This is a genomic window from Nocardia miyunensis NBRC 108239, from assembly GCF_001613065.1.
In the GTDB taxonomy this organism is placed as follows: domain Bacteria; phylum Actinomycetota; class Actinomycetes; order Mycobacteriales; family Mycobacteriaceae; genus Nocardia; species Nocardia miyunensis.
In genome coordinates, this window is sequence record NZ_BDBQ01000010.1 from 79,441 (window position 1) to 92,790 (window position 13,350).

General features: G+C 67.7%; 12 protein-coding genes. 2 read left to right on the forward strand and 10 right to left on the reverse strand.

Going from position 1 to position 13,350, the window contains the following annotated elements; all coding sequences use genetic code 11:
- The first annotated feature begins 135 nt into the window (after positions 1–135).
- Positions 136–1,680, forward strand: coding sequence for an acyl-CoA carboxylase subunit beta (locus NM2_RS05620; RefSeq protein WP_067664794.1), 1,545 nt, complete (start codon positions 136–138; stop codon positions 1,678–1,680).
- Positions 1,681–1,780: 100 nt separating this feature from the next.
- Here the strand turns inward: NM2_RS05620 and NM2_RS05625 are convergent, their stop codons facing one another.
- The 9 genes from NM2_RS05625 to NM2_RS05665 form a co-directional block, all read right to left on the reverse strand.
- Complete coding sequence (locus NM2_RS05625) at positions 1,781–2,416, reverse strand: 3-oxoacid CoA-transferase subunit B (protein ID WP_067664796.1); 636 nt, start codon at positions 2,414–2,416, stop codon at positions 1,781–1,783.
- The gene (locus tag NM2_RS05630) at positions 2,416–3,114 is read right to left on the reverse strand and encodes a 3-oxoacid CoA-transferase subunit A (RefSeq protein WP_067665073.1); all 699 of its coding nucleotides are present in this window, start codon (positions 3,112–3,114) and stop codon (positions 2,416–2,418) included. The genes NM2_RS05625 and NM2_RS05630 overlap by 1 nt, the downstream gene beginning before the upstream one ends.
- Positions 3,115–3,276: 162 nt before the next feature.
- Entirely contained in the window at positions 3,277–5,001 is a 1,725-nt protein-coding gene (locus tag NM2_RS05635) for a CocE/NonD family hydrolase (RefSeq protein WP_067664799.1), read from the reverse strand.
- 76 nt (positions 5,002–5,077) lie between these two features.
- Positions 5,078–6,019: an MBL fold metallo-hydrolase gene (locus NM2_RS05640; protein WP_067664801.1), complete on the reverse strand. Its 942-nt coding sequence runs from the start codon at positions 6,017–6,019 to the stop codon at positions 5,078–5,080.
- Positions 6,016–6,951 (reverse strand): alpha/beta hydrolase, encoded by a 936-nt coding sequence (locus NM2_RS05645; RefSeq protein WP_067664803.1) that lies wholly within the window; start codon positions 6,949–6,951, stop codon positions 6,016–6,018. The genes NM2_RS05640 and NM2_RS05645 overlap by 4 nt, the downstream gene beginning before the upstream one ends.
- Positions 6,948–8,084 carry an FAD-dependent oxidoreductase gene (locus NM2_RS05650; protein WP_067664805.1) on the reverse strand — a complete coding sequence of 379 codons (1,137 nt, stop codon included), beginning with the start codon at positions 8,082–8,084 and terminating at the stop codon, positions 6,948–6,950. The genes NM2_RS05645 and NM2_RS05650 overlap by 4 nt, the downstream gene beginning before the upstream one ends.
- A gap of 59 nt (positions 8,085–8,143) precedes the next feature.
- Positions 8,144–9,097: a phosphotriesterase family protein gene (locus NM2_RS05655; protein ID WP_067664807.1), complete on the reverse strand. Its 954-nt coding sequence runs from the start codon at positions 9,095–9,097 to the stop codon at positions 8,144–8,146.
- Positions 9,098–9,140: 43 nt separating this feature from the next.
- Entirely contained in the window at positions 9,141–10,124 is a 984-nt protein-coding gene (locus NM2_RS05660) for a phosphotriesterase family protein (RefSeq protein ID WP_067664809.1), read from the reverse strand.
- 278 nt (positions 10,125–10,402) lie between these two features.
- Entirely contained in the window at positions 10,403–11,578 is a 1,176-nt protein-coding gene (locus NM2_RS05665) for an MFS transporter (protein ID WP_067664811.1), read from the reverse strand.
- Positions 11,579–11,692: 114 nt separating this feature from the next.
- Between NM2_RS05665 and NM2_RS05670 the strand changes: the two genes are divergently transcribed.
- Positions 11,693–12,385, forward strand: coding sequence for a TetR/AcrR family transcriptional regulator (locus NM2_RS05670; RefSeq protein ID WP_245717858.1), 693 nt, complete (start codon positions 11,693–11,695; stop codon positions 12,383–12,385).
- 11 nt (positions 12,386–12,396) lie between these two features.
- On the opposite strand, the gene NM2_RS05675 is transcribed toward NM2_RS05670, so the two are convergent.
- The gene (locus NM2_RS05675; RefSeq protein WP_067664816.1) at positions 12,397–13,317 is read right to left on the reverse strand and encodes a LysR family transcriptional regulator; all 921 of its coding nucleotides are present in this window, start codon (positions 13,315–13,317) and stop codon (positions 12,397–12,399) included.
- Positions 13,318–13,350 lie beyond the last annotated feature (33 nt).

Genomic DNA, 13,350 nt, shown 5'->3' on the forward strand with positions numbered 1-13,350 from the left:
GAACGACACCGTCAGTTGTCATGAACGACACGAACGGAAGTCGATGTGCCGCGCGTAGAGCTGTGAAATCGCCTGTTCCGGTTAGGGTCAACGAATGACCGGCGATCGGTCGGCTCCAGGTGAGGGAGGAAATCTGTGGATACGACCGTCGCGAAACTCGCACTGCTGCAACAGAACCTTGCGGATGCCCGGGAACCGGCCGGAGCAGCGGGAGTCGCCAAACGCGCGGCGAAGGGTATTCCCAGCCCCCGCAAGCGAATCGACATGCTGGTGGACCCGGGCAGCTTCCTGGAATTCGGCGCGCTGATGCGCCAGCCCGGTTCCCCGGACGCGCTGTACGGCGACGGCGTGGTCACCGGACGCGCTCGCGTCGAAGGCCGTCCGGTGGTGGTCATCTCGCACGACCAGACCGTGTACGGGGGTTCGGTGGGTGAGATGTTCGGCCGAAAGGTCGCGATGGCAATGGATTCCGCGGCCGATATCGGCTGCCCGTTCATCGCCGTCAACGACTCCGGCGGCGCGCGGGTGCAGGACGCGGTGACCTCGCTGGCCTGGTACGCCGCCATGAGCCGACGGCAGCAGCGCCTGTCCGGCGCGGTACCGCAGATCTCGCTGATGCTGGGCAAATGTGCTGCGGGAGCAGTCTATTCACCGATCAACACCGATGTGCTGATCGCGACCGAGGCCGCCTACATGTTCGTCACCGGTCCGGACGTCATCCGCGAGACCACCGGCGAGGAGGTCACCCTCGAGGAACTCGGCGGCGCGTTCAACCAGGCCCGCAACGGCAACATCCATCACGTGGCGGCCGATGAGCAGGCCGCATTCGACTGGGCGAGAAGGTATTTGAGCTTCATGCCCGCGACCTGTTTCGATCTCGCACCGGTCGTCAATCCGGGCCTGGAACCCGAAATCACCGACTCCGACCGGGAATTGAACGCGATCATCCCCGACTCGGATCGCAGCGGCTACGACATGTACGACATCCTGCTGCGGATCTTCGACGACGGCGACTTCCTGGAGGTCGGCGACATCGCGGCGCGCAATATGATCACCGGATTCGCCCGGGTGGACGGCCGCAGCGTCGGCGTGGTGGCGAATCAGCCGCTGGTGTCCAGCGGTGCGATCGACGCGCGCTGCTCGGACAAGGCGGCGCATTTCATCCGGCTGTGCAACGCGTTCGGGCTGCCGCTGGTCTTCGTCGTCGACACCCCCGGCGTCCTGCCGGGCGTCGAGGAGGAGAAGATCGGCGTGATCAAGCGCGGCGGCCGGTTCTTCTACGCGGTCGTGGAGGCCACCGTGCCGATCGTGACCGTCGTCGTGCGCAAGGCGTACGGGGGCGGCTATGCGGTGATGGGCTCCAAACAGCTCGGCGGCGACCTGAATTTCGCCTGGCCCACCGCGCGTATCGCGGTCATGGGCGCCGAGGCCGCGGTCGGGCTCATCCAACGCCGTCAACTCGAGGCCGCCTCGGACGAGGAACGCCCGATTCTGCGTCAGCGGATGGTCGATTTCTACAACGACACCATCGCCACCCCCTGGACCGCCGCGGAACGCGGCTACATCGACGCCGTCATCGAACCCGCGCACACCCGACTGGAGATCCGCAAGGCACTGAACCTCCTGCGCGACAAGACACTTCGACACGGGCCCCGCAAGCACCATCTGATGCCGTTGTAACCGTTCGCTGCCCGGCACGCAGCGCCGGGACTGGGCCACAGGTCATCGAATTCGGGAAGCTATTGCGGCACAACCCCTCTCATTGGTGTCTTCGCAACGATCAGTCATCCCCGAGCAGCGGAACCGCCAATCGCTCGCGAAGTTCCTCGATCGGGGTGTCGAAGGTCTCCAGGACGCGGACCCCCTCGGGTGTGATGCCGAAGACCGCGTGGTCGGTGTACACGCGGCTGACGCAGGCCAGGCCGGTGAGCGGGTAGGTGCAGGCGGGCACGATCTTCGGGGCGCCGTTCTTGGCGAACAGCGTCATCATCACGAAGACCTGTTTCGCGCCGATGGCGAGATCCATCGCACCGCCCACGGCCGGGATCGAACCGGGTTCGCCGGTATCCCAGTTGGCCAGGTCACCGGCCGCGGAGACCTGGAAGGCGCCCATCACGCAGACGTCCAGATGACCGCCGCGCATCATCGCGAACGAGTCCGCGTGATGGAAATACGACGCACCGGGCAGTTCGGTGACGGGCACCTTCCCGGCATTGGTCAGGTCGGGGTCGATCTCGTCGCCGACCGCGGCCGGGCCCATGCCCAGCATGCCGTTCTCCGTGTGCAGGACCACGCCCAGCTCCGGCGACAGATGATCGGCGACCTTGGTGGGCTGGCCGATGCCGAGGTTGACGATGCTGCCCGGCTCGATGTCGCGGGCGAGCCGGGCAGCGAGACGATCGGGATCCAGTGGCATCAGCGGGCTCCCTGCACGGTGTTGTAGTGCCGGGCCTGGACCCGGACGATGCGATCGACGTAGATGCCCGGGGTGACCACGGCCTCGGGATCGAGTTCCCCCGCCGACACGACGGTGGGCACCTGCACGATCGTGGTGGTCGCGGCCGTGACCATCACCGGACCGAAATTTCGGGCGGTCTTGCGGTACAACAGGTTTCCCATCGTGTCGGCGATATGCGCGGAGATCAGCGCGACATCGCCCTTGATCGGATACTCGAGCAGATAGTCGCGGCCGTCGATGGTGCGGGTCTCCTTGCCCTCGGCCAGCGGCGTGCCGACGGCGGTCGGACTGTAGAAGGCCCCGATGCCCGCACCCGCCGCACGCATCCGTTCGGCGAGGTTGCCCTGCGGGACGACCTCGAGTTCCACCTCTCCGCGCCGGTACAGATCGTCGAAGACGTAGGAGTCGACCTGCCGCGGAAATGAGCACAGCACCTTGCGCACGCGCCCGGCCGCGAGCAGGGCGGCCAGGCCCACCTCGCCGTTTCCGGCATTGTTGGACACGATGGTCAGATCGCGCGCACCCTGCCGGATCAGCGCGTCGATCAGGTCGAAGGGCATTCCGGCGAGGCCGAAGCCGCCGACCAGAACCGTATCGCCGTCCCGCACCACGGACACGGCCTCGTCCGCGGTGTCCAGGATTCGGGCCTTGCCCATGCCGTTCTCCCATTCTCGTGTGTTGCCCAGATGTTCCCGCGCATCGAGGTCGTGTCCTGCCCGACACCGATGCAAGATCGCGGCCACCCCATGCCGCTCTGACGTCGATAGCGCGGGACCCTGGCGAGAGTACTCAGCATCCGCGCGCTCGGCGTGTGCCTGTCATTCGGCCGCGGTTCGGGTTGTGAACGGCAGCACCAGCCGCGACGGGTGCGCGGCGTCGCGGTAGATCTTGTGCGTCACCGGACGGCCGACCGGCAGGTGGAACGCGTCCGGCGGCAGCAGCGCGTTGTGATCGTCGGCCAGCGGCTCGTCGTTGGACAACTCCGCCACCAGACGGTGACCGGGCCGGAACGTCGCCGCGAACGGGTACAGCCGCAGCACGTACTCCTCTATGACGCCCGGCTCGACCGGCACACCGCGCGTGTGCGGGTGACGCGGATCGCCCTCGGCGCTGCGGCCGTCGAGTTCGCGATGCGACGCCTTGAGGTAGCCGGTGGTGATCAGCTGACGGCCGCCGTCGGGCGCGGTATCCCACAGGCGCAGAATGAAATTCGTGTCGTCCTGGTCGATCTCGGCGAAAATGTGCGCGGCGCCGGCGCCGATCAGTTCGGTGGGCTCCTCGAACGGCGCGGTGCTCCAGCTCAGGATCTCCACCTTGTCGGTGACCGTGAGCGGCGCCTGATAGAAACCGTCGGGGGCGGCGTACTGCGCGCCCATGAGTTCGGGTTCGGGCGAAAGTTTGCGCCGCGGACGCAGATACAGCGACCGGTACGCCACATCCTTCGGCGGCCAATGACTTCCGGTCACCCGCTCGCGGGAGCCCTCGACGAAGACCGAGACCGCGGGTTCGTCCATGATCCCGTTGTCGATGCCCTTGATCCAGTACTCGTACCAGCGGAACATCTTGTCGTGCTCCTCGACGAAGGGGCGCGACTGCATCGGCGGATAGGGGCCGATGTCCAGCTTCTTGGGACCTCTCAGCGCGTCGAACACCTCGATCGTGCCGTCCAGCGTCCAGCCGCGCCCCTGATCGATCTGAAGATAGACCGGGATGTCGATATTCGGCGCGAGCGTGACCGGGTTGCGCTCCTCGTACCAGTCCCCGTCGAGATTGTTCATCACGATGTCGAACCAGAACTCGCGGTTCTTCGGATACTTCAGCACGTGCACCAGATTCGGCCAGGCGGCCACGTCCGGATCCCGCAGCCGCTCGGCGACCAGCTTGTCCAGCTCGTCGGGCGAATATACCTGCTGCATACGGGATTTCACGTTCGTGTGGGCGATGCCCGAATCGCCGCCGCGTCCCTCGCGCGCGGCGCGCGGCATGAACCACATGATGCCGCCGTGATAGGTGGTCTCGTAGAAGTCGTAGTGACCGCCGCTGACGAAGATGGCCTCGAGATGCGGCGGGCGTTCGGCGGCCGCGAGCACCTGCATCGAGCCGAAGTAGGAGATGCCGATCATGCCGACATTGCCGTCGCACCAGGGCTGTTCGGCGACCCATTCGATGAAGTCGTAGGCATCCTGCCCGAGCGGGACGCCGCCGGCGTTGTAGTTGCCGATCATCTCGCCGCCCGAGCCGCCCGAGCCGCGCAGATCACCGATGACGTGCACGTAGCCCTCCGCGACCACGCGCGTGATGTCACCGGCCTCGATGCAGCCGTCCCACATGGGACTGGGCCTGCGTTGCGGCGGCATGGTCAATGCCAACGCCTGCAGGTCTTTTCCGTACGGGCTCAACGCGACCAGCGCGGGCCGCGGCGTATCGTCCACGTCGCTGTAGGCGTCGGCGGCGAGGGTGACCCCGTCGCGCATCGGCACCTCGAGATCGGTGCGCACGGCGATCCGCCGTCCGCCCGCATCCACTGTCCTGAATTCGGCCATGAGTGTGAAACTCCTTGTCCTGTCGAGTTTCCGGTCCTGATGAAACTTCCCGCCCCGCAAGTGCGGTCCGGGCCCGCTAGCGCTGCGCGTCGAACCGCGTGCGGTACCCGTGCAGCGTGGTGAAGAACGGGGACGGTTCGAGCGTCGGATCCCCGCGATAGCCGAGTTCGTCGGCGACGGGTGCGAACGGCGAGTACACCGAATCGGTCGGATGCAGTCCCGCACACAGACATCCGTGTGCCGCCGTATCGACCCGGCCCTCGATGTCCAGGCTCTCCTGCAACGCCTCGCGGGCCCCTTCGGCGTCGAGTTCGACCTCGTAGGCGACACCGTCGGACCGGCGGAACGGATGTCCCAGATACAGCCGCCGCGGCCGGACCTCGTCGAGCAGATGACGCACGCTCGCGCGGTAGGCGTCCGGATCCTCGAAACCCGGGAATCCGTTGGCGGCCCCGTGGATCTGCACCGCGTCACCGACGAAGACCGCGTCCCGGCCGTTCACCGCATAGGCGACCGATCCGGCGGTATGGCCCGGAACCGAGTGCACCGACACGGTGACATCGCCACCGAGAGAAAGGGTTTCGCCGCCGTGGACCGTCATCGTCGGCTCCATCTCTCCGGAGATGACGGCCTCGGCGGCGGCGGTCTGCGACGCCTCGCCCTGGGGATCGTTCAGATACCCCGCCCGCACGCTCAGGTAGTTCCGCACGTGTGCGCGGCGCGAGCGCAGCAGGTGCGCATCGGCCTCGTGGATCACCACCTCGGCGCGGCGGCCGGTGAGCTCCCACAGGTGGTACGCCCCGCCGATGTGATCGATGTGCCCGTGGGTCAACAGGATCCAGCGGACGTCCTCGATCCGGCGGCCCAATTTCTCCAGCGCGGGGACCATGCCCTCGGCGGGCGAGGACGCGATTCCGGTGTCGACGATCGCGGGCTCGGGCGCGTCGATGAAGAAGCTGTAGAGTCCGAACCGGCCCCACGGCGAGAACAGCGGATGAACCGGCACCTCGCGCGTCATGACCGCCCGCCCGCTCGCCGCACGAATTCCGCGGTCTCGGTGAACACCCGGCGATATTCCGGAATCCACGAGAAGTGCTGCAGGAAACCGTGATTCGCGCCCGCGTACCGGGTGACGGTGGTATCCACCCCGGCCTCGCGGAGTCTGCGGCCGTAGAGTTCGCCCTCGTCGCGCAGCGGGTCGCGCTCGGCGGTGACGATCAGCGCGGGCGGCAGACCGGTCAGATCCGCCCGCCTGATCGGCGAGACGAGCGGATCGGCCGGATCCGCGCCGCTGCCGAAATAGAAGGCGTTGAAGGGTTTCAGCCCGGCCGTCTCGAGTCCGTATCCCTCGGCGTTCTCGCGCAGCGAGGCGTAGCGGTCGAGGTCGAAATCCAGGTCCAGCGACGGGTAGTACAGGATCTGCTGGGTGATGCGGTCGAAGCCCTCGTCGTGCGCCCGCGCGGCGACCGCGGCGACGAACGTGCCGCCCGAGCTGTCGCCCGCGATCGCGAGGGTTCGCCCGTCCCATCCCAGGCTCGCACCGTTGTCCGCGGCCCACCGCACCACCGCCAGGCAGTCGTCGAGTCCGGCCGGATAGGCGGCCTCCGGCGCCCGCCGGTAACCCACGGAGACGACCCGCAACCCGGTCTCCCGCGCCAGTGCCCGCGCGACGTGGTCGTGCGTTTCGAGGCTGCCCAGGAAGAACGCTCCGCCGTGGAAATACACCAGCAGCCCGTGACTTCCGGCCTCGGCCGCCGTGTAGATCCGCACCGGAACCTCCCCCGCGCGCGTCCGCGCGACGAGGTCGCGGACCGAATGCAGCGGCAGGCGTTGCTCGATCGGCGGCACCTGCGACTCCTCGGCCGCGCGCATGGCGACCGGGTCGAGCGGGCCGTCGGGCGGTGCGGGCAGACTGGCGAGCGCCTTCGCGATCTCGGGATGCAACGTCATGACCGCACCTCCAGCGAGCCGGCCGCCGCGGGTTTCTGCCCGGGGAACACATCCTCGACCTTGCCCGCGTCCCACGACTGCCGGGAGATGCGCTGCAATTCGTCGGTGACGGGCTTACGCGTCCGCTGGAACAGCGCCAGCGCGCTCGGAATCGAATCCGCTTGCCGCAGTGCGTCGGTCAGGCCACCGGCATCCTGGATGGCCTGATTCGCGCCCTGCCCCTGATGGTGCAGCATCGCGTGCGCGGCGTCACCGAGCAGTGTCACCGAATCCGAATGCCAGGTCCGCACCGGATCGATGTCGAATACCGCCCGGCAGGTCAGCTCGGCCATATCGAGCTCGCGGGTGATCCGCCCGAGCCGGGGATCGAAGCCGTCCATCAGACCGACGAGGAAGTCCCTGCTGATGCGCGGCGTCCACGAATCGTCCTCGGACAGGCAGGTGATGTCGTAGGACAGCTGGTTGCGATGCCGCAGGGGCAGCAGATACACCTTGGTTCCCTTGGCGTCCAAGTACATTCGCAGGTTGTCGTCGACGACCAGACCGTGCGCGTCGGCCGCGGAGATCACGATGCGATAGGCGTGCTCACCGGAGAACACCGGTTCGGCGTCGCTGAACAGCTGTTTGCGCACCACCGAGCGGATACCGTCCGCGCCGATCACCAGATCGGCGCGGATCTGCTCGCCGTTGGCGAAACCGATTCGCGCACTGCCGCCCTCGTCGGTGATGGTCTCCATCCGGTAGCCCAGATGCACCCGGTCGGCGGGCAGCACCTTCAGGAACGTCTCGATGAAATCACCGCGATGGATGAGGCGGGTCTTGGTCTCCTCGGCGTAGTCGTGAATTCCCGGCCACTCCTCCTTCATGATGGAATCGCCGGTGGCGCTGAGGATTTCGAAGTAGTCGCTGGGTGAGCTGACCGCGGCCATCGCATCGAAGATGCCCCACTCCCGGAACAGGTTCAGCGTCGGCGGGCGCAGCCCGATACCCGCGCCGACCTCGCGGATCCGGGTCGCCTGCTCGTAGACGTGGACATCGGCGCCGAGCAGGGTGAGCGCCTTGGCGGCCGCGGCGCCGGCGTATCCGCCGCCGACGATCGCGATGGTGAGGTCCTTCAACTCTGAAGTCTTCATGGGGTTTCTTTCCGATCTGGATGCCCGCATACCGCGGGCAGAGAGGGATACCGGCGAAGTCAGGCCCGGATCGTCAGGAAGTCGGCGGGGTTGTCGACGAACAGCGTGGTGATGGTGGACTCGTCCACACCGGCCGCGCGCAGGTCCGGAATGAGGTCCTCGAAGATGTAGTTCACCGTGTGGCCCTTGACCCCCGGCCAGCCCAGCGGACTGCAATTCGCGTCGGCCGAGGCGAGCGCCTTGTCCAGATGCCCCTTGCCGATGAACCGCAGGAAATGGTCCAGGCGCTCCTTGCGCGGCCGGGCCCAGAACGGCGGATCCTCGAGTTCGGTCTCGTAGCCGAAGGTGTCGAAGCCGACGCGTCCGCCCTGCTCGGCGATCCAGGTGTCGCGGGTCTTCTCCGCGTTGACCCCGTCGTCGGCGTGCCCGAACAGCACGCGGTCCAGGGGCAGACCCTCCTCGTGGAAGATCGCGACGGCGTTCTCGGCGTCGATCGCCAGGTGGGTCAGGATCGGCACGCCGGTGCCGCACGCGGCGCGCGCGGCCGCGCGGTAGATCCGCTTGTCCAGCTCGGTCATCCGGCCGCCGCGGCTCACCCCGACCTTGATGACCCCGGCGCGGCTGCCGGTGTCGCCGATGCCCACGGTGATCTCGTGGACGAAGTGCTCGGCCAGGTATGCCACGCTCGCGCGGGCGAAATGCGGCAGGGCGGTATCACCGCCGACGAAGCCCGTGCAGGCCACGATGTGCACGCCGGTCTTCGCGGACAGCGACCTGTAGTAGTCGACGTCGCGGCCGTTGCAGATGCCGGTCACGTCGACGAAGGTGCCGCCGCCGTATTCGTGGAACGCGCGCAGCTTCGGCACGGTCTCCGCGTACCGCTGCTCCGGGCTCTCCCACCACTTGGTATCCAGTTCGGAGCCGGGCATGCCGTATCCGATGTGCTCGTGCACGGCCACGATGCCCAGCGCTTCGGGCGGGATCGGCCCCAGGACGGTGTTCACTCTCGACACAACACTCACCTTCGGGAAAGTCGGAATTCGATGGTCGTCGGCGTCAGCGCACCGACAGCAGTTCGCGCGGGTTGTCGGTGAGGATCCGCCGCACGTCCCGCACGGACAGTCCCTGCGCGGTGAGCAGGGGAACGAACGCGGTCAGGACGTGGCTGTACGGCAGGTCGCGGCCCGGGCCGCCCTTGGCCACACCGATCACGTTGGCGGACAACAGAATCCGGTCGGCGAAGCCCGCATCGACCAGGTCGCGGATCAGGGTGGCGCGCTCGTCGTCGGTGACGAACTCGTCGCCCTCGGTGCCGATGTTGTCCACGGCGACGTAGGCCCCGCGCCGGGCGATCTCGAGCGGCGCGGCGGCGGCGACCGCGTCCTTGCGATCGAGCCCGCCGACCACCACGCGGTCGGCCGGAAGCCGCTCGTCCAGCAGAACCGCCAGGTCGCGCACGGCGTCGGCCCCGAAACGCACCGATACCGGGACGCCGCTGACGTTGGCCGCGCGGGCCGCCCCACGGAACAGGCTCTCGTCGGTCGCGGTCATCCCCGCGCGCGTCGCGGTGGTGGCCACCAGGCCCGCGGCCCCGCGACGCTCCACGCGCGGAACCACCATGCCCTCGGTGACCTCCTCGCCGAACAGTCCGGCGAACTTGTCGGCGGGCCACGGTGTCGGCGGATTGGTCTGCGGCGTGAGGAAATACCCGCCGAGCATCTCCTCGGGACCCATTCCGGTCGACGCGACGATGTGCACACCCGTGGCGCGCGAGAGGGTTTCGTACAGCCGCACATCCCGGCCGTGGAACATGCCGGTCGCATCGACGATCGTCCCGCCGCCGCACTCGCGGAACTCCCGCAGCTTCGCCGCCAGGATCTCGAAGATCTCGGCGCGGTCGATGGTGACGTCGTACGCGTACTCCGCCCCGGGCACCACCGACAGCAGCGCCTCGTGCACCGCGACGACGCCCAGCTCCCGCGCGGGGACCGGTCCGAGAACGGTGTTCACGACGGCGCCCCCGGCGCTCACGTCCTTCATAGGCACTTCCTTTCGATGCCGACGCGGGTCGTCATGTCGCCCTCCGCGTCGGGCTGTCGCCCGCGTCTCCGGGCGCTGGGCCGATCCGGGCAAGGGTGATGCGGTCACCCCCGCTGCTGCGAACGGTGTCATATCAGCTTACATTATGTCAAGTTTGCGTTCTATCTGTAAATTCAGCTTTACATCAGTACACACCCACACCGGCCCATGCGGAATCGGCCGAGGTCCCGGCCGCTCGCAGGCGACCGGGACTTCGGCCTCGTCGGGCGGCCCCCGGGTCACCGGACGTCCAGGAACTCCGCGTCGGGCGGCAGGGATTCCTCGGTCACCGCGCGATGGGAGCCGAAGAGGCCGACCAGGGTGAGCAACGCCGCGGCGGCGGCACAGAGCCCGGCGATCAGGAAGGCGAGACCGTAAGCGCTGCCGAGGGATTCGAACGCCAGCGTCCGCAGGCTCTCGGGCATCGGCACCGGCGGCAGGTGCGGTCCCGCGCCCGGTAGGACCGGCAGCGAGTTGATCGCCATCGCGCCGCCCTCGTGCGCGACGCTCCCGGCGACGCCGGTGTACGGCGGCCGCAGCCCGGATGCGCCCAGGGCCCGGCCGAGCCCGTGGGCCAGGTCGCCGTTCGCCCGGCTGACCGCGACCGCGGCGATGAGTACCGGCCCGAGGGCGAAACCGAAGTCGCGCAGCAGATTCGTTGTGGCGCTGGCCATCCCGGCCAGTCGCAGCGGAACGGTATTGATCGCCACGGCCGTGATCGACCCGACGGTGAGCGCGAACCCCACACCCAGCGCCAGCATCGGCGCGATGAACCGCGTCCAGCTCATATCGTGGATATCGAAACTCGCACACCAGATTCCGCTGACGGCGATCAGCGCGAAACCGGAGGTCAGGATCCAGCGCGGGGAAAAGTTCCGGATCAGCTCCGATACCAGCGGGGCCAGTAGGAAAGCGGGGCCCTGGATGAACAGGAACAGCACCCCCACTTTCAGCGCGCTCTGATGCTGCACCGCGCCGAGCCGGATGCTCATCGAATAGCAGATCGCCAGGAAGGCGAACATGCCGACGACCGTGGCGATCGCCACGACGGCGTAGGAGCGGTTGGCGAAGATGCGCAGGTGCAGCAGCGGAACCTCGGACCGCAACTCGATGACGACGAACACGCCAAGCAGCACGATGCCCGCGACGAATGCGCCGATGATCTCCGGCCGGGCGAAGCCGCCCTCGGAGAACAGGTCGCCGATCACCCCGGTGGTCAACTCCAGCACGACCATCGGAATGGCGAATGCGGCCGTGACCCAGGTCAACTGCGCGCCGGTGGTTCCGAACTCCTGCTGGAAGGTGCCATTGAGCGCGCCGGGCAGCGAGTATGCCACCTGCGCGAGTGATACGGCGAAGCAGCCGGCGATCACCGTGGCGGTGTGGCCCTGCTTACGCGCAGCGATCTGCGTCATTGCAAATTCTTTCGTTCGATGGGCCGGGGCGTTCGGCTGGCTGCCCGGGATTCACCGGCCCGTTGTGAGAGCGGTCACCGCTCGAATGTGCAAGGTGTCATATCACTTGACTCTATGTCAAGAGTTCATGCAGAACGTATTCAGAGCAACTGGGAAGCACAGAAGCCGGTCATCGTGCTCTACGCTGGCAATATGGCGACGCTTCGCGAGGCGCAGAAGGAGATGACGCGAAAACTCCTGCTCGACGCCGGGCTGGAACTGTTCGTGTCCAAGGGATATGCGACGACGACGGTCGACGACATCGCCTCCGCGGCGGGCACGACCCGGGTGACCTTCTACGCGTACTTCCCCAAGAAGGTCGACCTGATGAAGGCCCTGATCGCCGAGCGGCTCAATCGCGAACTCGACCGGGTTCCCTCCGCCGAGCACGGATCGACCGAACGCGAACTGGTCGCCGTGGTCGAGGACGGCTCATCCGAGCGCATCCGCACCTGGCTCGGGGCGACCTCGGAACGTTGGGATGCGATCCGCCCCTACACCACAACGGCCTTCGAGGCCGCCGCGGTCGACCCGGAGATCCGCACACTGCTGGACGAATGGCTGAACGAGGCCATCGGCGATATCGAGGACGGCCTGAACCGCGCGGGCCGATTCCCCGCCGGAACCCGCCACTTCCGCAGCGTCATCGCGATCACCGAGCTGGATTACGTTGCGCGGCACTGGGTTCCCGGGCACTGGGGAGTCGAGCACGAGCAGATGCTGGATGTGCTCACCGAGAGCTGGGTCGGCTCGATCGGGCGGCACTGACGCACTCGCGGTCAGGGCCGCGCCGCGTCGAACAGCAACTGGCGCAACCAGGCGATGAACTGCTGGTCACCGAGATTCGGATTCCAGACCATGTCGATACCGAGCCCGGGAATCGGGAACGGGAACTCCTCGATCCGCAGATCGAGCAGCGTCCGCATCGCAGCCGCGACCCGATAGCGCAGCAGCGCGACCCCGCCCGCCCGCGCGACCAGGTACGGCACCAGCAGGAAATCCGAGATCCGCTGGCCGACACGGTAATTCACGCCCTGCTCGTCGAGCACCCCATACGGGAACACCCGCCGCTCACTGTCCACGACGATATGCGGCTCGCCGGTCAGCAGCTCGAGCGCGGTGGCGTCCGGCCGGGTCCGAGGCGAGGCCACCACCACGCAGCGGTCGTCGTACAGGCGCTCGCGCGGATGCGGCGAGGCGTACGCCTCGGACAGCAGCACGACATCGACACCGTGCTCGGTGAAGGTCGACTCGGTCGGCACGGCGATCGTGCGCATGCGCAACGTCGCGTTCGGGGCGCGCTCGGCGACCAGGCCGGCCAGCCGCGGCCCCAGGACGAAGGCCGTGCTGGTCGTCATCGCGACGGTGACGACCCGGCGATCGGTGGCCGGATCGAAACCGGGGAAGTCGACGAGTTCGGCGGTCTGCTGCAACACCGCCCGCAACGGCGCGATCAGCTCCAGCGCGCGCGGGGTCAGCGTCGCGACGCCGCCGTGGCGGACGAGCAGATCGTCACCGAACAGTCGTCGCATCCGGCCCACCGCGTGACTCATCGCGGACTGCGTCAGACCGATCCGCTCGGCGGCCCTGGTCACCGAGCGTTCCTCCAGCACCGCGAGCAGCGGCACCAGCAGGTTGAGATTGACCGAGGCCAGCCGATCCAGCCCGGACCCCGCGACACCCGCTTCGGTTTCACTCATCGGACCGAACCTTACGCGGCGGTCCGGTGACCC

Coding starts and splice junctions, on each gene's coding strand:
- NM2_RS05625 (WP_067664796.1), bottom strand. CDS start 2,416: ATGCCACTGGATCCCGATCGTCTCGCTGCCCGGCTCGCCCGCGACATC.
- NM2_RS05630 (WP_067665073.1), bottom strand. CDS start 3,114: ATGGGCAAGGCCCGAATCCTGGACACCGCGGACGAGGCCGTGTCCGTG.
- NM2_RS05635 (WP_067664799.1), bottom strand. CDS start 5,001: ATGGCCGAATTCAGGACAGTGGATGCGGGCGGACGGCGGATCGCCGTG.
- NM2_RS05640 (WP_067664801.1), bottom strand. CDS start 6,019: ATGACGCGCGAGGTGCCGGTTCATCCGCTGTTCTCGCCGTGGGGCCGG.
- NM2_RS05645 (WP_067664803.1), bottom strand. CDS start 6,951: ATGACGTTGCATCCCGAGATCGCGAAGGCGCTCGCCAGTCTGCCCGCA.
- NM2_RS05650 (WP_067664805.1), bottom strand. CDS start 8,084: ATGAAGACTTCAGAGTTGAAGGACCTCACCATCGCGATCGTCGGCGGC.
- NM2_RS05660 (WP_067664809.1), bottom strand. CDS start 10,124: ATGAAGGACGTGAGCGCCGGGGGCGCCGTCGTGAACACCGTTCTCGGA.
- NM2_RS05665 (WP_067664811.1), bottom strand. CDS start 11,578: ATGACGCAGATCGCTGCGCGTAAGCAGGGCCACACCGCCACGGTGATC.
- NM2_RS05670 (WP_245717858.1), top strand. CDS start 11,693: ATGTCAAGAGTTCATGCAGAACGTATTCAGAGCAACTGGGAAGCACAG.
- NM2_RS05675 (WP_067664816.1), bottom strand. CDS start 13,317: ATGAGTGAAACCGAAGCGGGTGTCGCGGGGTCCGGGCTGGATCGGCTG.